At 71.2% G+C, this 21,904-nt stretch carries 25 protein-coding genes and 1 riboswitch; of the genes, 15 read left to right on the top strand and 10 right to left on the bottom strand.

The window, feature by feature from the left end:
* The first annotated feature begins 187 nt into the window (after positions 1 to 187).
* From E6W39_RS05640 to E6W39_RS05635, 3 genes are all read left to right on the top strand, one after another.
* Entirely contained in the window at positions 188 to 1,627 is a 1,440-nt protein-coding gene (locus tag E6W39_RS05640; protein ID WP_141632560.1) for an MFS transporter, read from the top strand.
* 66 nt (positions 1,628 to 1,693) lie between these two features.
* Positions 1,694 to 1,816 carry a hypothetical protein gene (locus tag E6W39_RS42665; protein WP_267286672.1) on the top strand — a complete coding sequence of 41 codons (123 nt, stop codon included), beginning with the start codon at positions 1,694 to 1,696 and terminating at the stop codon, positions 1,814 to 1,816.
* 25 nt (positions 1,817 to 1,841) lie between these two features.
* Positions 1,842 to 2,240 (top strand): Cif family virulence factor, encoded by a 399-nt coding sequence (locus E6W39_RS05635; RefSeq protein ID WP_141632559.1) that lies wholly within the window; start codon positions 1,842 to 1,844, stop codon positions 2,238 to 2,240.
* 21 nt (positions 2,241 to 2,261) lie between these two features.
* On the opposite strand, the gene E6W39_RS05630 is transcribed toward E6W39_RS05635, so the two are convergent.
* Positions 2,262 to 2,687 carry a DUF4345 domain-containing protein gene (locus E6W39_RS05630; protein ID WP_141632558.1) on the bottom strand — a complete coding sequence of 142 codons (426 nt, stop codon included), beginning with the start codon at positions 2,685 to 2,687 and terminating at the stop codon, positions 2,262 to 2,264.
* 88 nt (positions 2,688 to 2,775) lie between these two features.
* Here E6W39_RS05630 and E6W39_RS05625 point away from each other — a divergent pair, with 88 nt between their 5' ends.
* Positions 2,776 to 3,384 (top strand): TetR/AcrR family transcriptional regulator, encoded by a 609-nt coding sequence (locus E6W39_RS05625; protein ID WP_141632557.1) that lies wholly within the window; start codon positions 2,776 to 2,778, stop codon positions 3,382 to 3,384.
* Between the two features lie 21 nt (positions 3,385 to 3,405).
* Positions 3,406 to 4,284, top strand: a complete 879-nt coding sequence (locus tag E6W39_RS05620; RefSeq protein WP_141632556.1) for a PhzF family phenazine biosynthesis protein — start codon at positions 3,406 to 3,408, stop codon at positions 4,282 to 4,284.
* A gap of 5 nt (positions 4,285 to 4,289) precedes the next feature.
* Here the strand turns inward: E6W39_RS05620 and E6W39_RS05615 are convergent, their stop codons facing one another.
* Together E6W39_RS05615 and E6W39_RS05610 are read right to left on the bottom strand one after the other, a co-directional pair.
* Positions 4,290 to 5,126 (bottom strand): MBL fold metallo-hydrolase, encoded by an 837-nt coding sequence (locus tag E6W39_RS05615; RefSeq protein ID WP_181799122.1) that lies wholly within the window; start codon positions 5,124 to 5,126, stop codon positions 4,290 to 4,292.
* Between the two features lie 144 nt (positions 5,127 to 5,270).
* A complete protein-coding gene (locus tag E6W39_RS05610) occupies positions 5,271 to 5,651 on the bottom strand; it encodes an ArsR/SmtB family transcription factor (protein ID WP_141632554.1) in 381 nt (126 codons plus the stop codon).
* An 83-nt stretch (positions 5,652 to 5,734) separates the two neighbouring features.
* A riboswitch (cobalamin riboswitch) is annotated at positions 5,735 to 5,945 on the top strand.
* Between the two features lie 33 nt (positions 5,946 to 5,978).
* On the opposite strand from E6W39_RS05610, the gene nicT reads away from it, so the two are divergent.
* Positions 5,979 to 7,109, top strand: a complete 1,131-nt coding sequence (nicT, locus tag E6W39_RS05605) for a Nickel transporter NicT (RefSeq protein ID WP_141632553.1) — start codon at positions 5,979 to 5,981, stop codon at positions 7,107 to 7,109.
* A gap of 91 nt (positions 7,110 to 7,200) precedes the next feature.
* Positions 7,201 to 7,746, top strand: a complete 546-nt coding sequence (locus E6W39_RS05600) for a hypothetical protein (protein WP_141632552.1) — start codon at positions 7,201 to 7,203, stop codon at positions 7,744 to 7,746.
* 28 nt (positions 7,747 to 7,774) lie between these two features.
* Here the strand turns inward: E6W39_RS05600 and E6W39_RS05595 are convergent, their stop codons facing one another.
* The 3 genes from E6W39_RS05595 to E6W39_RS05585 all read right to left on the bottom strand — a co-directional run bounded on the left by E6W39_RS05595 (position 7,775) and on the right by E6W39_RS05585 (position 9,355).
* Positions 7,775 to 8,140: a VOC family protein gene (locus tag E6W39_RS05595; RefSeq protein WP_141632551.1), complete on the bottom strand. Its 366-nt coding sequence runs from the start codon at positions 8,138 to 8,140 to the stop codon at positions 7,775 to 7,777.
* Between the two features lie 10 nt (positions 8,141 to 8,150).
* Complete coding sequence (locus E6W39_RS05590) at positions 8,151 to 8,780, bottom strand: TetR/AcrR family transcriptional regulator (protein ID WP_141632550.1); 630 nt, start codon at positions 8,778 to 8,780, stop codon at positions 8,151 to 8,153.
* A gap of 92 nt (positions 8,781 to 8,872) precedes the next feature.
* The gene (locus E6W39_RS05585; protein WP_141632549.1) at positions 8,873 to 9,355 is read right to left on the bottom strand and encodes a carboxymuconolactone decarboxylase family protein; all 483 of its coding nucleotides are present in this window, start codon (positions 9,353 to 9,355) and stop codon (positions 8,873 to 8,875) included.
* Between the two features lie 239 nt (positions 9,356 to 9,594).
* Here E6W39_RS05585 and E6W39_RS05580 point away from each other — a divergent pair, with 239 nt between their 5' ends.
* Complete coding sequence (locus E6W39_RS05580) at positions 9,595 to 10,476, top strand: RNA polymerase sigma-70 factor (RefSeq protein ID WP_141637563.1); 882 nt, start codon at positions 9,595 to 9,597, stop codon at positions 10,474 to 10,476.
* A gap of 63 nt (positions 10,477 to 10,539) precedes the next feature.
* Positions 10,540 to 11,385 carry an NAD(P)H-binding protein gene (locus tag E6W39_RS05575; protein ID WP_141632548.1) on the top strand — a complete coding sequence of 282 codons (846 nt, stop codon included), beginning with the start codon at positions 10,540 to 10,542 and terminating at the stop codon, positions 11,383 to 11,385.
* A 100-nt stretch (positions 11,386 to 11,485) separates the two neighbouring features.
* Here E6W39_RS05575 and E6W39_RS05570 read toward each other — a convergent pair whose 3' ends face one another.
* The gene (locus tag E6W39_RS05570; protein WP_141632547.1) at positions 11,486 to 12,181 is read right to left on the bottom strand and encodes a flavodoxin family protein; all 696 of its coding nucleotides are present in this window, start codon (positions 12,179 to 12,181) and stop codon (positions 11,486 to 11,488) included.
* A gap of 192 nt (positions 12,182 to 12,373) precedes the next feature.
* Between E6W39_RS05570 and E6W39_RS05565 the strand changes: the two genes are divergently transcribed.
* The 3 genes from E6W39_RS05565 (at position 12,374) to E6W39_RS05555 (ending at position 14,357) form a co-directional block, all read left to right on the top strand.
* Entirely contained in the window at positions 12,374 to 13,288 is a 915-nt protein-coding gene (locus E6W39_RS05565) for a LysR family transcriptional regulator (RefSeq protein ID WP_141632546.1), read from the top strand.
* A gap of 205 nt (positions 13,289 to 13,493) precedes the next feature.
* Complete coding sequence (locus tag E6W39_RS05560; RefSeq protein ID WP_141632545.1) at positions 13,494 to 13,739, top strand: hypothetical protein; 246 nt, start codon at positions 13,494 to 13,496, stop codon at positions 13,737 to 13,739.
* A gap of 57 nt (positions 13,740 to 13,796) precedes the next feature.
* Entirely contained in the window at positions 13,797 to 14,357 is a 561-nt protein-coding gene (locus E6W39_RS05555; protein ID WP_323808986.1) for an SRPBCC family protein, read from the top strand.
* Positions 14,358 to 14,436: 79 nt separating this feature from the next.
* On the opposite strand, the gene E6W39_RS05550 is transcribed toward E6W39_RS05555, so the two are convergent.
* A complete protein-coding gene (locus E6W39_RS05550; protein WP_181799121.1) occupies positions 14,437 to 15,027 on the bottom strand; it encodes a TetR/AcrR family transcriptional regulator in 591 nt (196 codons plus the stop codon).
* Between the two features lie 148 nt (positions 15,028 to 15,175).
* Here E6W39_RS05550 and E6W39_RS05545 point away from each other — a divergent pair, with 148 nt between their 5' ends.
* On the top strand, positions 15,176 to 16,711 hold the full coding sequence (locus E6W39_RS05545; RefSeq protein ID WP_141632543.1) for a class I adenylate-forming enzyme family protein: 1,536 nt from the start codon (positions 15,176 to 15,178) through the stop codon (positions 16,709 to 16,711).
* Between the two features lie 71 nt (positions 16,712 to 16,782).
* A complete protein-coding gene (locus tag E6W39_RS05540) occupies positions 16,783 to 17,982 on the top strand; it encodes an acyl-CoA dehydrogenase family protein (protein WP_141632542.1) in 1,200 nt (399 codons plus the stop codon).
* A gap of 7 nt (positions 17,983 to 17,989) precedes the next feature.
* Here the strand turns inward: E6W39_RS05540 and E6W39_RS05535 are convergent, their stop codons facing one another.
* On the bottom strand, positions 17,990 to 19,363 hold the full coding sequence (locus E6W39_RS05535) for an MFS transporter (RefSeq protein ID WP_141632541.1): 1,374 nt from the start codon (positions 19,361 to 19,363) through the stop codon (positions 17,990 to 17,992).
* A complete protein-coding gene (locus tag E6W39_RS05530; protein ID WP_141632540.1) occupies positions 19,360 to 20,718 on the bottom strand; it encodes a M20 metallopeptidase family protein in 1,359 nt (452 codons plus the stop codon). Before E6W39_RS05530 ends, E6W39_RS05535 begins: the two co-directional genes overlap by 4 nt.
* A gap of 130 nt (positions 20,719 to 20,848) precedes the next feature.
* Between E6W39_RS05530 and E6W39_RS05525 the strand changes: the two genes are divergently transcribed.
* Complete coding sequence (locus E6W39_RS05525) at positions 20,849 to 21,877, top strand: Lrp/AsnC family transcriptional regulator (RefSeq protein WP_181799120.1); 1,029 nt, start codon at positions 20,849 to 20,851, stop codon at positions 21,875 to 21,877.
* Positions 21,878 to 21,904: the final 27 nt, after the last annotated feature.

Here is a 21,904-nt window from a genome sequence, read left to right as displayed (position 1 = left end):
CGTCCTGTCTCCTTTCCACATTCAACGATTGGAACCCTACCCCCTAGGGTATAGTTGGCAACGTCGACGCGGACCGGCGGACGGCATGCCTGGTCATGCCGGTCACCGCAGCAAATCCCCGATGTCCCCGCCCTGTCGGCTTCCCCCGCCGCAGGCACATACCCCTAACGGGTAGGGAGTACGAAAAATGACAACCCCGCAGTCCGGGCCGAATCCCCGGCGGTGGCGCGCACTGGGCCTGATCGCCGTCGCGCAGTTCATGGTGATCATGGACACCTCGATCATCGGTGTCGCCCTGCCCAAGATGCAGACCGCACTCGGCTTCAGCCAGGAGAACCTCTCCTGGGTCTTCAACGCCTATGTGGTCGCCTTCGGCGGCCTGCTGCTGCTCGGCGGCCGGCTCTCCGACCTGTTCGGCGCCAAGAAGCTGTTCAGCACCGGCTGGGCGGTCCTGGCGGCCGGCTCGCTGGTGGCCGGCCTGGCCGGCAACGTCACGGTGGAGCTGATCGGCCGCGCCGCCCAGGGCCTCGGCGCGGCGATGATCGCGCCGTCCGCGCTCACCCTGCTGATGATGCTGTTCGGCTCCGAGCCCAAGGAGCTCACCAAGGCCTTCGCCCTCTACGGCGCCGCCGCACCGGCGGGCGGCACCGCGGGCGTCTTCCTCGGCGGCGTCATCACCCAGTACCTCAGCTGGCCCTGGGTGTTCTTCATCAACATCCCGGTCGCCCTGGCCGCCCTGCTCCTCACCCCCTCGCTGATGCCCGCCGTGCCGCGCCGCACCGGCCGGATCGACTTCCTGGGCGCACTCACCGTGACCGCCGGCCTGGCCGTCGCCGTCTACGCCATCGTCCAGGCCCCGCAAGCCGGTTGGGGCTCCGTCTCGACCATCGTCCCGCTGCTGGTCGGCATCCTGCTGATCGTCGCCTTCGTGGCCATGCAAATGCGCCGCAGCGAGCCGCTGATGCGCATGAGCATCTTCCGCACCCCGAACCTCGGTGCCGCCAACGGAGCCCAGTTCCTGCTGGCGGCCGCCTGGATCCCGATGTGGTTCTTCCTCAACCTCTACCTGCAGCAGGTGCTGCACCTCGGCGCCTTCGCCAGCGGCGCGGCGCTGCTGCCGATGACCATCAGCATCATGGTCATCATGATCACGCTGGCCCCGCGCCTGATCGCCAAGTTCGGGCCGAAGCCGCTGATCGTCACCGGCCTGGTGCTGCTCGCCATCGGCCTCGGCGGCCTCTCGCTGGCCCGGCCCGACGGCAACTTCTGGGTCGACGTGCTGCCCGCCTCGCTGATCTCCGCGATCGGCATGGCGCTCGCCTTCATCCCGTCGCTCGGCACCGCGATCTCCAGCGCCCCGCCGGAGGAGGGCGGCCTCGCCTCGGGCATCGTCAACACCAGCTACCAGGTCGGCTCCGCCATCGGCCTGGCCGCCATGACCGCCCTGGCCGGCGCCGAGACCACCGGCAGCACCGCCAAGGGCCTCACCGACGGCTTCTCCGCCGCCTTCATCGGCGCCGCTGCGATCGCCGTCCTGGGTGCCCTGCTCGCCGTCGCCACCCTGCGCTTCCCGAAGCCCGCCGCCGAGGGCGAGCTGACGGACGCCCGGGAGTCGGCCTCGGTCTGACCCCTCCTCACCAGGGCGGGCCCACCACGGGCCCGCCCTCGGGCTTCCGGAAGGAGAACCGCCCCGATGCGAACGACCCTGCTGCGCCTGCTCCGTCACCCGGCCACCCGCTGTCTGGTCGCCTGCCTGGCGGCGGCCGTGCTCCGCGCCGCCGCTGCTGCGGATGATCGACCGGCCGCCTCCCAGTGAACTGTGACATGGTACCTTCCGTGCCATGTCCAAGAGTGAAATCGACGCTGTGACCGCCGAGTTCTTCGGCGCATTCGACAACCGCGGCGGCAAGCCCGCCGACGTCGACCGGATCCGCCGCCTGATGGTCCCGGGCGGCGTGATCGTGGTGACCCGGCCGACCTACACCGTCTACTCGGTGGAGGAGTTCGTCGAACCGCGCGAGCGCCTGCTGTCCGACGGCCGGCTGGTCGAGTTCTCGGAGTGGGAGACCTCCGAGCGGACCGAGATCGTGGGCGACCTCGCCAACCGCGTCGGGGAGTACCGCAAGTCCGGCACCCTCGACGGCGAACCGTATGAGGGCGGGGGAACCAAGACCTTCCAGTTCGTCCGCACTCCTGACGGGTGGCGGATCGCCGCGTTCTCCTGGTACGACCAGCCCTGACGCCGGTCCGGCGGACCGGCGTCACACCGCCCGTTCGGTGATCGCCCGTCCGCCGGCTGCCCGCCCGGCCGCCGCTCGCTCGTCGGCGTTCGCCAGCCGGAAGTAGACCGGTGGCAGGGCCAGTTCGACGACCATCAGGGCCACCTGGAACCACTGCGGCCAGCCGTGGACGGCCACCGAGATCAGCCGGGCCAGGCCGCCGAGCAGGAACACCCCGGCCAGCCAGCGGACCGCGCCGGCCGGGATCGGGCTCTGGCGGGCGGCCCAGAGCCAGGCCAGCCCGTAGCCGGCGAAGACGGCGCCCATGAAGCGGCTCCAGTTGTCGACCGTCGCGTTGGCGCCGCCGTTGCCGGGGATCGCGGCGACCCCCGCGACCACATGGAACAGACCGATCGCCACGCAGGCGATCCCCATGAGCTGTGCGAGCACCTTGAGAGTTCTGGCCATGATCCCTCCACGCTGATGGTTGTTCAACATGTGTCTACTAGGCAGCGTAGAGTGCGCTAGTAGACACATGTCAAGTAACCTGGCGCTCATGCCTCCCCGCCAGCGCCTCCGCCCCGCCGACCGCCGTGCCCAACTCCTCGCCGTCGGTGCGGAACTCTTCGCCGCCCAGCCGTACGAGGAGGTGCTGATGGAGGACGTCGCGGGCAAGGCCGGCGTCTCCCGGGCGCTGCTCTACCGTCACTTCGCCAGCAAGCAGGCGCTGTTCGCGGCGATCTACGAGCAGGCGGCGGCCCAGCTTCTCGAACAGAGCCGGTTCGACCCCGCCGACACGCTGGTCGAGCAGCTGATCGAGGGGATGGACGCCCACCTCGACTACTTCATCGCCAACCGCCATGCCGTGCTCGCCGCAAACCGCGTGCTGGTCGGCGACCCGGTGGTCCAGACGATCATGAGCAATGAACTCGACGAGCTGCGGTCCCGGTTGCTCAAGGTGCTGCCGCTCGCCGACGAGGCGGCCCGGGAGGCGGTGTCCGGCGTCCTGAAGAGCTGGTTGGTGTTCGTCCGGGTGCTCTGTGTCGACTGGCTGGCCCGGGAGACCTGCAGCCGCACCGAGTTGCGTGACGTCTGCATCGGGGCGGTCCTGGGCGCCATCCGCCCGCTGCTCGCCACCGACCCGGCGCCCGACTGGCCGCGTTAGGCGGCGAGTAGCATCGCTGCCATGCGATCAACCCGACGCCCGGCAAGCCCGGTTGCGGTGACCCTGGTGGACGCCTGCGTGCGCGATGACGGGCGCGGGGGCAGTCCCACCGCCGTGCTGGGCGAGGACGCCACGTTCAGCGACGAGCAGCGCCGCCGGATACCGGGGCTGGTGGGCACCTCGCACGCGGTCTTCGTGGCCACGGCTGCCGACGTCACCTCGCTGCGGTTCTTCACTGCCGAGGGGGAACTGCCCGCCTGCGGCCACGGCACGGTCGCCGCACTCGCCTACAACGCGGGCACGACGCGGCGCAACCGCACCCTGCGGACGGCCGGCAGCCACTCGATCCCGGCCTGGACACACCCCCGGGACCTCCTGGTGGCAGCGGAATTCGAGGCCGGCCGGGTTGCGCTGCGCGAGCCCTCCAGTGCCGAATTGGCACAGGTGCTGGCCGCGTTGGGCCTGGCGCCCGAGGCAAGCGGCGCCTGCGTGGCGACGCTGGGGCGGCCGCGCCTGCTGCTCCCGGTCCCCGGCCGTGCCCAACTGTCTGCCCTGACACCGGACTTCACGGCCCTGGAGGCGGCCTGCCGGCAACTCGGCCTCCTGGGTTGCTACCTCTACACCGGCGGTGAACAGCGCTTCGCCGCGCGGATGTTCGCCCCCGCCATCGGAGTCCCGGAGGACATCGCCAACGCCAACAGCACCGCCTGCCTGGCCGCCTGGCTGCACGCCGGTACAGCGGACTGCCGGAGCATAGCCGTCGACATGGGCGACCAGCTCGGCAGCCCGGCCACCATCACGGCCACCGTCGCGGACACTCCCGAAGTCGGCGAACCAGTCGTCCATGTCGGCGGGTTGGCCAGGGTGCGGCGGACGGTGCTGCTGGACCTGCCCGCCTGATCGGCTCAGCGCGGGGCGACCCGGCCCAGTGCCTCGACCAGCTCGTAGGGGTCGTGCGAGCAGACCAGTCGCACCTCGTCGGCATGACTGCGGGCCAGGTCGCGCAGCCGCTCCAGGTTGTGGCGGCGAGTGCGGTCGTCCGTCGCGATGGCACGCTGGAACATGCTCAGGACCGGCGGGCCGCCCGCGGAGTCGGGTGCGACATCGGCCCGCGACAGGTAGGCGTCGCCGCAGTGCAGCAGCCAGCCGTCATCGTCCCGGAGTGCGACGCCGGTGTGGCCCCGGGTGTGTCCGACCAGCGGCACCAGCAGCAACTCCGGCAGCTCGTCCGGCAGTAGCGGGATCGCCTGGAAGTCGAACCAGCTTTCGGTGCCGGTGGCCTGGTGCTCCACCCAGCGCGGATTGTGCTCCCACTGCGCCGTGCGGTAGCGCTGGCGCTCGGCGCGGGTGGCCAGTTCCCGGGCGGCGCGCAGTTCGTCCGCGAGCAGGTGCACCTGAGCCTGCGGGAAGTCCGCGAGGCCGCCGGCGTGGTCCGGGTCCAGGTGGGTCAGCACGATGTGGCGGACGTCCCGGGGGTCGTGGCCGAGGATCCGGATCTGGTGCAATGCGGTTCGTGCGAGGGAGAGTTGGGGGCGGCTGTTGAACCGGAACTGCCGGCCGAGCCGACCCGGGTCGGTGACATCCCCGGTGCCGAAGCCGGTGTCCACCAGGATCAGCCCTGCCTCGCTCTCCACCAGCAGGCAGTGGCTCACCAGCCGTCCGAACAGCGGCCCGCCGCTGCCCAGCAGCAGCCTGCCGCCGAGCGGGCACATGGTGGCGCAGTCGAGGTGGTGGATGGTCACACTGCCTCCAGGGGGCACGGGAGCCGACATGCTCGACTCCACCCTCTCCGACCGCGTGCGAACTGGCAACGACCACCCGCGATACGTGGCCACGCCGTCAGCAGTCCCGCCGTCAGGCGTCGTGCTCCAGCGGTAGTCCCGCCGTCAGGCGTCGTGCTCCAGCGGGGGGATCTCCAGGGGCGGGATCGACGCCAGCAGCGGCGCCAGGTCGGGGGCGGTGAACCGGTAGCGCACCACCCGGCCGTCCTTGGCGGCGGTCACCGCGCCCGAGACCCGCAGCAGGCGCAGGATCTGCGACACCGTGCTCTCGCTGATGCCGGTGGCCAGCGCCAGGTCGGTGACGGCGATCGGCCCGGCCCGGTGGACGGCCAGCAGCACGGAGAGCCGGCCCGGGTCGGCGAGCAGCGAGAAGCGGTCGGCCCAGCCGCGCACGGCCTCGGGGTCGCCGATGCCCGCGATCGCCTCGCAGACCGTGTGCTCGTCGATGGGGCGCCGGTGTGCGCGCTCGTCGGGGACCAGGTGCATGAGTCCATCATCCCTCACCTGGCGGGCGTGATCTGCAACACCTGCACACCTGTGCGGGCTTGTGGGTGATTGCAGGTCACCTCTACGGTGGTGCACGCCGTGGTGTTCGGGAAGACCGGTGAACTGTGCCTGCCACAGGAGTCCGGAGCGGCCCTCGCCACTGTGATCGGGAAGTCCTCGCACCAGCCTGCCGCGTGTCGGTGGGCGGCCACTGGGCGCTTGCGCGCCTGGGAAGGCCGGGGTGGGAACGCTTGACCCGTAAGCCAGGAGACCGGCCACGGCACCGCACGAGAACTGTCCACGAGGTGCTGGAGAGGCTGCCCCGACATGACCCTGCCCGAAACCGCTGCCCTGACGACCCCCGCGAGCGGCGCCACCGCCGCGCCGCGCTGGGAGCGCAGGGACTGGATCCGCACCGGCGGCCTGATGGGGGTGATCGCGGCCATGCACGTGGTCGCGTTCTTCATCCTGATCACCATGGTCGCCCCGCACCACTACAGCGTCGGCAACCAGGCCTTCGGCCTGGGCCTCGGCGTCACCGCCTACACCCTGGGCATGAGGCACGCCTTCGACGCCGACCACATCGCCGCGATCGACAACACCACCCGCAAGCTGATGGCCGACGGCAAGCGGCCCGTCTCGGTCGGGTTCTGGTTCGCGCTCGGCCACTCCAGCATCGTCGTGGTCCTGGCCACCCTGATCGCCACCGGCGCCAAGGTGGTCGGCACCCTCACCAACGACGACTCCCACACCCACAAGCTGCTCGGCCTGGTCTCCACCAGCGTCTCCGGCGGCTTCCTCTACCTGATCGCCGCCCTCAACCTGGTGTCGATGGCCGGGATCTACCGGGTCTTCAAGGCCATGCGGGCCGGCCAGTTCGACGAACACGAGCTGGAGAAGCACCTCGACGGGCGCGGCTTCATGAACCGCATCCTCGGCCGGCTCACCAAGTCGATCACCCGGCCCGGCCAGATGTACCTGGTGGGACTGCTCTTCGGCATCGGCTTCGACACCGCCACCGAGGTCACCCTGATGGTGATGGCCGGCTCCGGCGCCGCCGCCGGCCTGCCCTGGTACGCGATCCTCTGCCTGCCGCTGCTCTTCGCCGCCGGCATGAGCCTGTTCGACACCCTCGACGGCACCTTCATGAACTTCGCCTACCACTGGGCGTTCTCCAACCCGACCCGCAAGGTCTTCTACAACCTCACCATCACCGGGCTCTCCATTGCCGTCGCCTTCCTGATCGGCACCATCGAGCTGGTCGGCGTGCTCCACGACCAACTGAACCTCACCGACCCGGTCTCCGGCTGGATCTCCGGCATCGACCTCAACAACGTCGGCTTCGTCATCGTCGGCCTGTTCGTGCTGGTCTGGGCGGCGGCGCTGGGGTACTGGCGCCTGGCCAAGGTCGAGGACCGCTGGGAGGCCAAGAACCCTGCGGCCGCGCAGGGGAGCTAGCAGGGGCAGTGATCACCATCCCCTATCCTTGGCGCCGTTCCACGCGGGAGCACCATGTTCCACGCGGGAGCAGCATGACCGAGGGGGAGTGTTGAACGGGACCATCGCGGTCTACGCGGAACCGCCCGGAATCGGCCGGGCGGGGAAGTTCTGGGTCATCATCGACGGGGTGCGCGTCGGCCGGGTCCGGCAGGGCGACGCCATGCGGTTCGCCGTGGCGGCCGGCACCCACACGGTGCGGGTCGGTTCCGGTGACCGCACCACTCGCTCCAACACGGTGACCGTGGCGGTGGCCGAGGGCGGGGAGTCCCTGGTGACGGCCCGCAGCACCGGCTTGAAATTCGCCCTCATCGTCCCGTTCCTGGCCGGTGTCGTCGTGCCCCGGGTCTACGTGCTGGGATTCGTCGTGCTGCTCGCCGCCGTGTTCGCCGCCGTCCCCGGCGTGCTGTTCCGGGTGGCCGTCCAAGGCCTGCCCGAGCCGAGCCCCGTGGGCCCGCCCGCGCCGCCCGCCGCGGACGGCGAGCCGGCGGCCGTGGAAGCGGCGGTCGGGGAGACGGCGGCAGTTGGGGGGAGTGGCCTGTGGTGGGAGTCGGACCCGGCCCTCGCCAAGCGGTACCGCAAGACCGCCGACTCCTGACGGCCGTCAGTCCGGCACCACTCGGGCTTCACCGCGGGGACATGACCTCATAGAGGTTCCGGGCGTCGTCGGCGAAGTACAGACCGCGGGCGCACAGCGGGTGGTCGATCCGCCCGTTGTCCGGCTCCATGGGGTCGTTGCCGTACGGCACACCGGCGGCGCGGAGCCGGGCGAGGACGCCGTCGAAGGTCGCCGGGTCCACGTCGAACGCCAGGTGGTGGCCGGGCGGGCTCTCGACGGACATGAAGTCCAGCGTCAGGGACTCGTTGACCCGCACCGGCGCGAAGTGCCGATCGGCCCCTCGGTAGTCCAGCCCCATGATGTCGGCGAAGAAGCGGGCGGCCGCCTCGTTGTCGACGGCCGGGACGATGGTGTGGTTCAGCGTGATGGGCATGGTTTCCCCTTCAACTTTCCGCTGGTTGGGACAGGGCGCCGTGCAGGAAGAGGTCGACGAGCTCGGCCACGCTGAGCTCGGTCGACTCATCCTCCGACGCGGGCCTGCGGGCTTGGAAGAACAGCATGCCGAGGAAGACCGACGCTGCCTGCTCGGCGGATACCCTCAGCAAATCCCGCTCGGGCTCGAAGAGTTCGGCGATCGCCGCTTGCACCGGTGCGAAGCCGGCCGCACGGTCGGGTGGGCCTCCCGCGCTGCCGGGGCGCCCGGTCCGCTCCCGCCCGCCCGTCGCGTGCAGGGCGCCGACCAGGGCGCCGATCCGGTCCAGATGGGCGTGCAGCGCCGCGGCGGCCTCCGCCAGCCGGGCGGGGAGCGGCTGGTCCGTTGGCACCAGGGCGAGTTCGGTCAGGGCGTTGGCCGGGCTGAGCGCCTCGGCCACGCAGGCGTCCATGAGCTCGTCCTTGTCCGCGAAGACGCGGAAGATGGTGCCCTCCCCGATGCCGGCGGCCTGGGCGATCTGACGGGTCGTCACCGCACTGCCGTGCTCGATCACCAGGGGGAGCGCGGCGCGAACGATCATCTCCCGGCGGCTGTCGGGATCCATCGACGGGGCTCGGCGGCGACTTGATGTGGTTGCCATGTGGTCCAGTATCGGAGTGAGTACTCACTCCGGTCAAGGGCTCGGCCCTGGATCGGGTGATCCAGGGCCGAGCCCTTGAGGCGAGCGATCGGCTACTCCAGCGCGGCGAACATGCCGGGCTCGTAGGAACCGCCCTGGCTGTGCACGATCACGCTCATCCGGTTGGCCGCGTTGATCAGGGCGACCGTGCAGATCAGCGCACCGACCTGGTCGTCGTCGAAGTGCTTGCGCACCTCGGCCCAGGTTTCGTCGGACACCCCGGCGCTGCCGTCGGCGATCCGGGTGCCCTCCTCGGTGAGCGCCAGCGCCGCACGCTCGGCTTCGGTGAACGCGGTGCTGTGGCGCCAGGCCGCGACCAGGTTGAGCCGCAGCGCCGTCTCACCGTCGGCCGCGGCCTCCTTGCTGTGGATGTCGACGCAGAAGCCGCAGCCGTTGATCTGACTGGCACGCAGCTCCACCAGGTGCTGCACGGTCTTCGGGAGAGCGGACTCCTGGAGGGCCAACGCGGTGTTGTAGAACCGCTTCCCGACCTTCGCGGCGGTCGGGCTGTCGAGCAGGTTGAACCGGGTTTCCATGGCTTCATCCTCGGGTGTGATGTGTGATGGTGAGTGTGCTGCGGAGCGGCGCGTTGCAAGTGGTGCTCCGTGCAACGGCGTTGGACGAACACAAGATGCGGGCCACCCTTGCCCTGTGACGGCACGCCGATGTGACGTGTGCCACCGAGCGCGGGTGTCACAAAACGGCGGGGGCCGCCGTCTCGTGTGCGACCCAGTCGGAAACACCCGTGCAGGAGCCGGAATTGAGCGAGCAGGCCATGGAATCCACCGAACTGAACTCCGCCACCGAGGTGTTCATCGCCCACCGCAACCTGCTCTTCACCGTCGCCTATGAGCTGCTCGGCTCGGCCGCCGACGCGGAGGACGCCCTGCAGGAGACCTGGCTGCGCTGGGTGGGCGTCGACCTCGCCACCGTGCGGGACCAACGCGCCTACCTGGTCCGGATCGCCACTCGCCAGGCGCTGAGCCGGCTGCGAACCCTGGCCCGCCGCAAGGAGTCCTACGTCGGCCCCTGGCTGCCCGAGCCGCTGCTCACCGCGCCCGATGTCGCCGAGGACGTGGAGTTGGCCGACAGCCTCTCGATGGCGATGCTGCTGGTACTGGAGACCCTCGCGCCCACCGAGCGGGCGGTGTTCGTGCTGCGCGAGGTGTTCGGGCTGGAGTACGACGAGATCGCCGAGGCCGTCGACAAGACGCAGGCCGCCGTCCGCCAGATCGCCCACCGAGCCCGCGCCCATGTCGCCGCCCGCCGCCCGCGCGGGGCCGTCTCCGCCGCCGACACCCGCCACGCTCTGGCGGCCTTCCAACAGGCAGTCGAAACCGGCGACTTGCAGCAGCTGCTCGACCTGCTCGCCCCGGACGTGGTGCTACTGACCGACGGCGGCGGAGTCGCGCGCGCCGCCCTGGCGCCCATCGTCGGCGCCGACCAGGTGGCCGCCGTGCTGGCCAGGATCGCCACCGCGACCGTCCTGCGCCCGGCCCAGGTCAACGGCCACCCGGCCCTGCTCCTGAGCCGGGGCGGCGCACTCGACACCGTCACCGCCCTGCGCATCGACGACGGCCTCATCACCGGCCTCTACGCCGTGCGCAACCCCGAGAAGCTGTCGCGTCTGGAGCGGGAGATCGCGCTGAGCAGGTGACCACGATCGAGCATCTCGGGGCCGTCCCGGAATAGCCTGGGCGTTGCCGAGGCTGACCTGATCATGGGTGAGATTCTTGTGACCGGCGCGACCGGCAATGTCGGCCGACACGTTGTCGTCCAACTCCTGGCAGCAGGTGCCGCCGTGCGTGCATTGGCGCGTGATCCCGAACTGGCCGAGCTACCAAGGGGAGTCAAGGTCGTAGGCGGAGACCTGTCCCGGCCGGACACGCTGGAGGGGGCACTGGCCGGGAGCGACACGGTGTTCTTGATCTGGCCGTTCCTCACGACCGACGGTGCCCCTGCCGTACTGGAGGCGGTTGCGCAGCATGCCCGCCGCATCGTCTATCTCTCCTCGTCGGGTGTGAGTGACGACGCCGAACGCCAGACCGACCCCATCAACCAGCTCCACGCCGACATGGAGCGCCTGATCGAGGGATCCGGCCTGCTGTGGACCTTCCTGCGGTCGAACACCATCGCCTCCAACGCGCGAGGGTGGGCCGAGCAGATCCGCACCACGCATCTCGTCCGCGGTCCCGACATCGCCGCAACGGCGGTGATCCACGAGCGCGATGTCGCAGCCGTGGCGGTGCGTGCGCTGACCGATGACGGACACACAGGCATGAAGCACGTCCTGACCGGCCCGCAGGTGCTCAGCAGGGCCGAGCAGGTCCACGCGATCGGGGAGGCGATCGGCCACCCGACGCGCTTCGAGAAGGTACCGGTAGGGGTCGCACGTCAGCAGATGCTCGCCGACGGCAGGCCACCCGCTCTCGTCGAGGCCCTGTTGGCCAGCGCTGAAAAGCGACCCGGATCGAACGTGATCACATCTGCGGTGGAAGAGATCACCGGTGCACCGGCGCGCACGTTCCGCTCATGGGCAGAGGAGCACGCGGACGGATTCCGCTGAGGCGCGAATCGAGTCGGTATCAACGTTCCAGGACGCCCCGACGCCGACGCCGACGCCGACACTGACAGACGTCGACGCCGGTGCGGGGCGAGCTGCGCGGTCAGGCGCCGGTCAGTGCTGCCGGCGCGTCGTCCGCGTCCCTGAGGGAGGCGGACAGGGCGCGGGCCTCGTGTTCGGTCATCCGGGGGGTGTCGTACGGCACGGCGTTGACCCAGCGCTGGGTCAGGCGGGCGATCCTCTCACCGAAGCGCTGCGCGGTGATCCGGTCGCCGCGCGATCCGGCGTCCTCGGGGCCCTGGTCGGCGTGGCTCTGACTCATCAGGCCCAGCCACGAGCCCAGCCGGTTCACGTCGTCGCGGGTGCCACCGCTCCAGTTGTTGCCCGGCATGTCGCCCACGCCGATCCACTGCATGCCCAACTGCGCGGCGAAGACCGCCAACTGCTCCAGGACCGCCAGCTTGTCGCCGCTCTGCGAGGCGGACATGGTGAACCCCGCGGCCAGCTTGTCCTTCCACGCCTGCGTCGTGAACGGCGTGAACGCCGCCTCCATGAACGCCTTGAAGACCGCCGACACGCTGCCCATCAGCGTCGGGCAGCCCATGACGATCGCATCGGAGCGATCGAGCAGCGCCAGCACCTCCGCATCGTGCCAGCGGCCCGCGATGACGTCCTCGGGCCGGATCTCGACGAGATGCACCTGGGCGCCCGGCACCAGCCGCGCCCCGTCGGCGAGGTGCTCGGCCAGCACCCGGGTGTGGCCGTGCACCGAGTGGTAGACCACCGTCACCGTGACCATCGGCGCATCGTGCTCACGGTCAACGCCATTGACTGCCATGTACGTTCACTACTTCCGGTTGTGGGCCCCTGCTTGTTCCGGTCGTGGGGCCCTGCTCGCCCAGCCATCACACCCCGCGCACGGCACGGCATCAACGCCGAACTTCGCGACCCAGCGATCGGTCGCACCGATCGATCGCGTTAGCCTGCTCCCGTGGACAGGGTGGACAGGTTGGAACTGGAAGCATTCGTCGCGGTCGCGGAAGAACTCCACTTCGGCCGCGCCGCCGCGCGCATGCACCGCGGGCAGCCCGCCGTCAGCGACGCCGTCAGGCGGCTGGAGGCCACGTTGGGCGGGCGGCTGTTCCACCGCACCAGCCGCCGGGTGTCACTGACCGAAGTCGGCGAAGCGCTGCTGCCCGACGCCCACGCCGCCCTGGCCCAGCTGCGCCGCTTCCAGCAGCGCGGGCGCTCCCTGGCCGCCGGCGACCGGGCCCGCACCACCCTCGTCGTCGGCCACGCCGAATACACCGGCCACCAGCTGCTGCTGCGCTGCCTGCCGCAACTGCGCGACCGTTTCCCCGATGTGACGATCGTGCCGGAGGCGATGGCAACCACGGCCCAGGTCACCGCCCTGCGGGCGCAGGCGATCGGGCTGGGCATCGGCTGGGCGACCGGCGACGTCACCGGCGTACGTGCGAGGGTGCTGTCCACCGAGAGGTTCGTGGCGCTCGTACCCGCGGCCCACCCCCTCGCCGGCCGTGCCGAGCTGAGCGCGTCCGAACTGTCCACCACCGGCCTGCTCACCTGGCCCCACCAGATCAACAGCGGTCTGTGCGACCGCCTGCTGTCCGCCTTCCGGATCGGCGGAGCCGACCTGCGCATCATCAGAACCGCCGACAGCGTGCACGCCATCGCCGCTCATGTCGCCGCGGGAACGGGCATCGGCATCACCGTCGAATCCGCACTCGACCACCAGCCACCCGGCCTGCGCATCATCCCCCTCACCGGCCCTTCGACCACCGCCGACCAGGTCGTCCTCACCCCTGCCGAGCCGTCCGAGGCCGCCACGGCACTGCGTGACCTGCTGCTGGACGCCTCGGCAGAGTCGTCTTCCACCGATCACTGAGCGCCGTGCATCGTGGAACTCGCCGAGCCGACAGCCCTCTTGAATCGAGTATCCGCCACCGGCGCCTGGCCGGGTCAGCCGTACTCATGTGGTTGACCGGTCGTCACCCGCGCGGTGGACAAACCGCATAACTCGGGCGCGCGTGGTCAAGGGATCGTCAGCAAGCGAAACGCCGTTCCCCCACGCACCCGAGGAGCACCCACCCATGCAGCGCACCGCCACGAAGCTCACCACCATGACGATCGCCACCGCCGCGCTGGTGCTGGCCGGCACCACGGCGTTCGCGGGTTCCGCGGCGGCGGACGGCAGCCGGAACCGCCTGTCCGGCCCGCCGGTCACCGTCCTGCAGTGCGAGGAGGGCGGCGGTTTCGTCGCCACCGACATCCGCACCCGCCGTGACTACTGCGAGGGCGGCGAGTACAACGGCCGGTATGTCACCTGGGACTACTGAGAAATCTGAGGCGGCGCGTTAGGATCGCCGGCGTCAGGGGGCGCCCACCGTCAGGGGGTGACCCAGCCGGGCAGTGAGGGGGACGACATGCGCATGGCCGACGGTCCGACCGTGGAGTGCGAGATCCAGGTGAACGCACCCGTGGCGCTGGTCTGGGAGCTGGTGACCGACATCAACCTGCCGGCCAGGCTCAGCCCCGAACTGCAGCGCGTCGCCTGGCTCGACGGTGCGGATCGACCCGCGCCGGGCGCGCGCTTCGAGGGCCACAACCGGCACGAGAAGCTCGGCGAGTGGCGCACGGTGTCCCAGGTGGTCGAGCTGGAGCCCGAGCGCGTCTTCGCCTGGGCCGTCATGGACGCCGACGGCCGCTACGGCGACCCGACCCTCGACCCCACCAGCTGCATGGCCTCCTGGCGCTTCGAACTGCACCCGCTGGAAGGCGGCACCCTGCTGCGTCAGACCGCGGTCCTCGGCCCGGGCCGCAACGGCGTCAGCATGGCGATAGACCGCTGGCCGGACCGCGAGGAGGAGTTCGTCGCCTTCCGGCAACGCGAGCTCCGCGCCGGCATGGAGGCCACCCTCAGCGGCATCAAGGCCCTCGCGGAAAAGAACAACTGAGGTAACTGACAGCTTTTCTGACGGTCCGCCGGAACTCTCCTGAGTTCCGGCGGACCGTTCTCGTTGGCGCGGGGAATCCTCAGCCGTCCGCCCCGCTGGCCCAGTGCCGCCCGTGGCGGGCCAGGTCGCGCAGGTGGGCGGCGACGTCTTCGGCGGGCATCGGGCGCGGGTCCTGCTCCAGCCACCAGCGGAGCACCGCGAACTGCTCGCCGACCCAGGCGCGGGCCAGTAGCTCGGGGTCGATCCGGGGGCGGATCCCGCTCTGGTCGGCGCGCTCGCGGAAGACCTCGGCGACCCGGCGGACCGACTCATCGGTGAAGACGCCGAGCGGCTTGCCGTCGCCCTCGCCGCGCAGGATGACGCGGTAGAGGTCGCGCTCCTGTTCGGCGTGGCGGAACAGCTCCAGCAGGGGCTTGCCGGTGAGGCCGGCGCCGGATTCGGCCGCGAGCGGGGTGAGGCGCTCGCCGAGTTCCTGCAGCAGGTCGGTGGTGACCCTGGTGAACAGGTCTTCCTTGTCGCGGCAGTGGCTGTAGAAGGTGGCGCGGGCGATGTCGGCGCGCTCGGTGATGTCCTCCACGGTCAGCGGCGCGTAGCCGCGCTCCAGCACGAGTGACACCAGTGCGTCCCGCATCGCGCGCCGGGTGCGCCTGGTCCGCCGGTCCTCTGCCATCAAGCCTCCCTCGCCAACCGTCGACAGGTGATCCAGTCTACGGACTCTTGACAGCTCGCATGTTACTGAACAGTCTGTCTGGGAACAGCATTCTGAACAGAGTGTCTGGAAACGGACCAATGATATGGAAAACTATGCGAGGAGCAGCATGAACCTGGGTGTGTACCTGACCCGCAGCGCCCGCTACTGGCCCGACCAGCCAGCCGTGGTCTGCGGCGATCGGCACTGGACCTTCGCCGAGCTGGAGGCGGACGCCAACCGGCTGGCGGCCGCCCTGCTGGCACGCGGGTTGCGGCCGGGCGACGCCGTGGGCAGCCTGGCCTGGAACCGCGGCGAGCTGATCGTGGTGGAGTTCGCGCTGTACAAGGCGGGCCTGCTGCGTGCGCCGATCAACGCCCGGCTCGGCCGGGCCGAGATCGCGCACATCCTCGGCTACGCCCCGGTGCGGGCGCTGCTGTTCGACGCGGCACACCGTGAGGACGCGCTGGCCGCCCGGACCACCGCCGAAGTCGACTGCCTGGCCGTGGAGTTCGAGAACGGGTACGCCGAACTGCTGGCCGAGGGCAGTCCGGAGCCGGTGTGCGTCGAGGTGGCCGAGCGGGCTCCGGCGGTGCTCAACTTCACCTCGGGCTCGACCGGTTCGCTCAAGGCGGCCGTGCAGACCCACGGCAACCGGCTGGCCAACCTGCGCAAGCAGCTGATGAGCGAGTCCCGGCCCCGTGCGGGTGGCCGCTACCTGGCCTGCGGCCCGATCACCCACGCCGCCGGGATGCCACTGCTCGCCTGCGTCTTCGCGGGGACCACCATCCATGTGCTGCCCGGATGGGACCCGGAGGCCTTCCTGGCGACCGTCGAGCGCGAGCGGATCGACGCCACCTTCCTGGTGCCCGCGATGCTCAACTCGGTGCTGGGCCACCCCCGTCGGGCCGACCACGACCTGTCCAGCCTGGTCGATCTGCGGGTCGGCGGTGCCCCGATCTCCCCGCAGCGGCTGCGCGAGGCGGTCGCCGCCTTCGGCCCGGTGGTGGGCCAGGGCTACGGGCTGGCCGAGACCACCTCGGTGGTGGCCGGTCTCACCGCCGCCGAGGTGGCCCGTGCCGTGGCCGAGGATCCGGAACTGCTGCAGTCCTGCGGGCGGGCCGGCTACGACACCGAGATCCGAGTGGTCGACGGGCAGGGCCGGGACACCGCGCCGCGCGACATCGGCGAGATCATCGTGCGCGGCCCCGATTGCGTCCAGGAGTACTGGCGCGAAGCGGAGTTGACCGCGCAGACCTTCGAGCACGGCTGGGTGCGCACCGGCGACCTGGCCTGGATGCGGGAGGACGGCTACCTCTTCATCGTCGACCGCAGGAAGGACATGATCATCTCGGGTGGCTTCAACATCTACAGCAGTGAGGTGGAGGCCGTGCTCGACGAGCACCCGGCCGTGGCCGAGGCCTGCGTGGTCGGCGTGCCCGACGACCGGTGGGGCGAGGCGGTGAAGGCCGTCGTGGTGCTCCGCCCGGGAGCCGAGGCCGGCGAGGAGGAGCTGATCGCCTTCTGTGCCGAGCGCCTGGACCGCTACAAGAAGCCCCGCTCCGTCGACTTCGTCCCCGAGCTGCCGCACAACCGCAACGGCAAGCTGGACCGCCGCGCCGTCCGGGAACCGCACTGGGCCGGCGCTGCTCGGCGCGTCAACTGAGCCGACCCGAGCCGATCTGCCTGAGCCGATCCGCCTCAGCCATTGAGCAGCGTCAACTGAAAGGCCACACCATGCTCTTCTCGCTCCGCCCCGACTATGCCGATGACCTGCCGCTCGCCGAACTGGTCGGCCGACTGCGCGACTACCTGGACGGCGAACTGGCCGCCTACGAGCGCGACCACGCCGTCACCCCCGAAACCCCGATCACCCGGGCGCTGTTGGAGCCGGTCTGGCAGCGCAGCCGCGAACTCGGCTTCTACGGCATCCAGCTGTCACCCGAGCTCGGCGGCCAGGGCCTCTCCTACCGTCAACTCGCGGCCCTCAAGGAGGAGGTGGCGGCCAGCGGTCGAGTGCTGGGGCACAGCGTGCTCGGCGAGATGGGCGGCCCGCTGCGGGTCGGCGACATCATCGCCGCCGCCACACCGGACCAACTGGATCGCTACTTCCTGCCGGTGGTGCGCGGCGAGCGGGCCTGCTGCTTCTCGCTGACCGAGACCGATGCGGGCTCGGACGTACGGGCCATGCGGACCACGGCCGTCCGGGATGGCGATGACTACCGGCTGACCGGCCACAAGGTGTTCTCCAGTGCGGGCCCGGTGGCGGACTTCGCCATCGTGATCGCACTGATGGCCGGCACCGAGAAGACCTACTCGGCGTTCCTGGTGGATCTGGACAGCCCCGGCTGCCAGGTGCTGCCGGGCGCCACGCCGATGTCCGGTGAGCACATCGAGAGCGACATCGTGCTCACCGACTGCCCGGTCCCGGCCGCCAACCTGCTCGGCCGGGAGGGTGACGGGTTGCTGCTGGGGCTCGGCCGGGTCAACGTCAACCGGCTGCTGCACTGCCCGAGCGTGCTCGGCATGGCCCGCCGCGCCATCCAGCTCACCCTGGACCGGGTCCGCACCCGTACCGTCGCCGGGGCGCCGCTCGCCGAACTCCAGTCCGTCCAGCACAAGTTGGCTGACATGGCCACCTCCTACTACGCCGCCCGCGCGATGACCCACGACGCGCTCAGCGCGCTGGACGGCGGCACGGTGCCGCGCCTCGAGGCCTTCATGTGCAAGCTGCAGGTGGCCGAGACCGCGTTCCGGATCCTCGACGAGGCGGTGCAGTTGCACGGCAAGGAGGGCCTCACCCAGGGGGAGGAGGTGGAGTTCCTGTTCCGCAAGGTGCGGATGTTCCGGATCCTGACCGGTACCTCGGAGATCCAACGCAACGGGATCGCCAAACTGCTGCTCCGCGAGCCTGGGCTCGGGAGCAGCAGTAGCTGACGATCAGTCAGTCGGTTGGTGTGGGGCGGCGGACGAGCAGGACCGCCGCCCCCAGCCCGAGCAGTGCCACCGCGGTGCCGGTCGTCCACACGGACTGGTAGCCGCGGTGGTCGCTGCCGTGGGCGGCCAGCACCGCGGCGAAGACGGCCGAACCGACGGCGGCGCCCAGTCCGACCAGCAGCTCGAACAGGCCCTCGGCGGCCGCGGTCTCCTCGGCCCGCACGCTGTCGATTACCATGATCCGCCCGGCGCCCGCGATCAGGCCCATCCCCGATCCCGAACAGCCGAGCAGCACCGCGAAGTCCACGGCGCTGCCGTGGCGCAGCAGCAGCCCGGCGCTGCCGGCGGCCAGCAGTGCGGCACCCAGCAGCGTGACCCGCCCGTAGCCGATGGCCCGGCCGAAGCGGCTGCTGAGCACGCTGAACACGGCCATCCCGCAGAACGCGGGCAGCAGCACCGGCCCGGCCGAAGCGGCCGGCAGTCCCAGGCCCTCCGGGCGGGTCAGATAGCTGGAGTACGGCACCTGGCCGCCGATCACCACGAAGTGCACGCAGCAGGCGACCGCGAACACCGGCAGCAGGCGGGGCCGGAACAGCCGACCCACCTCGATCAGCGGTGCCGGGCTGCGCCGCGCCGCCGCCACCCAGGCCGCCAGCAGGCCGGCGCCGATCAGCGCACACGCCAGGGTCGGCGGCGCGGCCCAGCCCCAGGCACCGCCCTCGTGCACGGCGAGCATGGCCGCGACCAGGCCGCCGGCCAGCAGAGCCGCGCCGCGCCAGTCGAGCCCGGCGGAGTGGGCGGACTCGGCCGGGGTGGCGCCGGGCCCCAGGGAGCGCAGCAGGCCGAGCCCGAGCAGCGTTCCGGCGGCTGGGATCCACAACACCGCTGTGACGGACCCGACTTGGAGCAGCAGCGTGGCGGTGATGCTCCCGGTGAGCACGCCCAGCAGCAGACCGCCCGAGAGATAGGCGATGGCGCGCCGGGTCTCCTCGACCGTGTGGCGCGTCCGGACCAGGCCGAACATCAGCGGCAGCAGCCCGGCGAGGACCCCTTGGAGCACCCGTCCAGCCAGCAGTAGCCGGTAGCCGGGTGCGGCCGCGATCAGCGCCGCACTGGCCGCGACCACCGCCACCGTCCACCGCAGCACCCGCAGGTGCCCGTGGCGGTCGCCCAGCGCGGTGAGCAGCGGCGTGGCCACCGCGCCACCGAGCGCCGGGCCGGTCACCGTCCAGGCCAGGGCGGCGACGCCCACGTGGAAGCGGTGGCCGACGGTGTCGAACAGCGGCGTGAAGTAGCTCTGCTGGAAGCCGCTGAACAACTCGACGACCAGCAGTGCGGCGAGGGTGCGGCGGAGTGGGGCGGCGGTGGCCGTCGCCGTCATCCGGCGGTGCCCGTCGCGCCTGAGGCTGCGGTGCCGGCGTGCGCGGTGCTCGTCGTGCCCGAGCTCGTGGAGCCGGCCTGACCGCCGTCCGTTGGGCCCGACCCGGCCGTGCTCACCGCCGCCAGCCGCCGCAGCGCCAGCTGCGCCAGCAGGGCGGCGCCGTCCGGCAGCACGGCGTCGTCGAAGACCGCTTGCGGGGAGTGGTTGTAGGCGGCGGTGGCGTAGTCGCGGTCGGGCGGGCAGGCACCCAGCATCAGGTACGCGCCGGGGACCCGGTCCAGGACGAAGGCCATGTCCTCCGCGCCCGGAGTCGGTGCCGGTGCGTTGAAGTAGCGCTGCGGGCCGAACAGTCGGGCCACGGTGTCGGAGGCGAGCGCGAGCTCCTCGGCGGTGTTGCGCATGGCGGGGTAGCCGTCCCGGTAGTGCACCTCGGCCCGCAGGCCGTGCGCGGCGGCGATGCCGGTGAGCAGGGTGCGCGTGCCCTCGCGCAGCGCCTCGCGGGCCGTGGGGGAGTAGCTGCGCACGGTGGCCTCGAAGCCGGCCTGGCCGGGGATCACGTTGGCCTTGGTGCCGCCGTGGATCGACCCGACCGTCAGCACCACCGGGTCATGGACGTCGAACCGGCGGGTGACGAAGGTCTGCAGCGCGGTGACCAGTTCGCAGAGCACCGGAATCGGGTCGGCCGCCTTGTGCGGTGCGGAACCGTGCCCGCCGAGTCCGTGCACCGTCACGGTCAGCGTGTCCGAGGCGGCGGTGGCGATCCCGGGCCGGCTGGCGAACAGGCCGCGCGGCAGCCGGTTGGCCGCCACGTGCAGCGCGTAGGCAGCCACCGGCAGCTCCCCGGAGGCGTCCAGCACTCCCTCGGCCAGCATCAGTTCGGCGCCACCGCCGTCGGTGCCCTCCTCGTCCGGCTGGAACATGAACACCACTGAGCCGGCCAGCTCGGCCCGGCGCTCGGCGAGCAGCCGGGCGGCGCCGACCAGCATCGCGGTGTGCAGGTCGTGGCCGCAGGCGTGCATGGCGCCGGCGATCCGGGAGGCGTAGGGCAGTCCGGTGTCCTCGGTCACCGGCAGTGCGTCCATGTCGGCGCGCAGCAGCACCGTCGGGCCCGGCAGCGCACCGCGCAGCACGGCGGTGACGGAGGTGAGCGCGTGCCCGGTGGTGATCTCCAGCCCGAGGCCGTCCAGGGCGGCCAGCACCCGCTGCTGGGTGCGGGGCAGGGCGCGGCCGAGCTCCGGCTCGGCGTGGATCTCCCGCCGCAGGGCGGTCAGCTCGTCGGCCAGCGCCTCGGCGGCATCGCGCAGGGCGGCGTCGGGCCGGGCTGTGCCGGTCGGGGCTGCGTCGTTTAGAGGCATGGGCACTCCTTGTGGCTGGGTGGGCCGGGGTGTCCTTAGGATGAATGTGCCGTCGGATCCGGATGCTGAGGCGCAGGAAATCGTCATCCAGAGCCCCTCTGGAGCAGAGAACGGCCAGAAAGGGCCTGACATGCAGGATCTCGTCGACGAGCTCGACCTGGAGCTGGTCCATGCGCTGCAGCTCAACCCGCGCGCCTCCTGGACGGCGCTGGCCCGGGCGCTGGGCATCGACCCCGTGACGGTGGCCCGCCGCTGGGAGCGGCTGCGCGGCGCCGGGCTCGCCTGGACCTCCTGCGTGCCCGGACCGGTCACCAGGGGCAGCATCCTGCGGATGCTCTACGTGGAGCTGGAGTGCGAGCCCGGCGGGCTCGATGCGGCGATCGAGCACCTGGCCGCCCAGCCGCACGTCATCTTCCTGCACCACACCACCGGCAGCCGCTCACTGCTGGCCGCCGTCGCCGTCGCCGACCTGCCGGCCGCCTCCGCCTATACCCGCCAACTCCTCGACCACACACCCGGAGTGCGGGCCCAGCACGCCGAACTGCTGCTCACCACCTATGGCGAGGCGAGCCGCTGGCGCCTCGGCACCCTGGAGCCGGCCCAGCAGCAGACCCTGCGCACCGAACCCGCCGTGCCGGACGAGCAGCTGCTGCAGCCGGACGCCACCGACCAGCGGCTGATCCGGGCACTGATCGACGACGCCCGGCTGCCCGTCACCGAACTGGCCGACCGGATCGGGGTGAGCGAGCCCACCGCCCGGCGCCGGCTGAACCGGCTGATCGGCGCCGGGCGGGTGCGGCTGCGCTGCGAGATCGCCCAACCGGTCTCGGGCTGGCCGGTCACAGCCGTGCTGTGGTGCCGTCTACCGCCGGCCCAACTGGACGCCACTGCCCGCTCGGTGGCGGGCCTACCGGAGATCCGGCTCAGCATCGGACTGACCGGTCCGGACAACCTGATGCTGATCGCCTGGCTCCGTGACCCGGCCCAACTGCCGGAACTGGAAGCCACCCTGGCCACTCGGTTTCCCCAACTCGCCGTCAGTCGCCACGCACTCGCGCTGCGCACCGTCAAGCATCTCGGTCGACTGCTGAACGGGCAGGGCCTGGCGGCCAGTTCGGTGCCGGTCGACATCTGGCAGCCGGAGTCCGGCGGTTCTTGACGACAGCCGGTCATAGCGGCAGCCGGT

This window comes from Kitasatospora acidiphila (genome assembly GCF_006636205.1).
GTDB lineage: Bacteria > Actinomycetota > Actinomycetes > Streptomycetales > Streptomycetaceae > Kitasatospora > Kitasatospora acidiphila.
The sequence above is the reverse complement of the archived record's forward strand: the minus strand, read 5'-3'. Positions and strand labels throughout refer to the sequence as shown.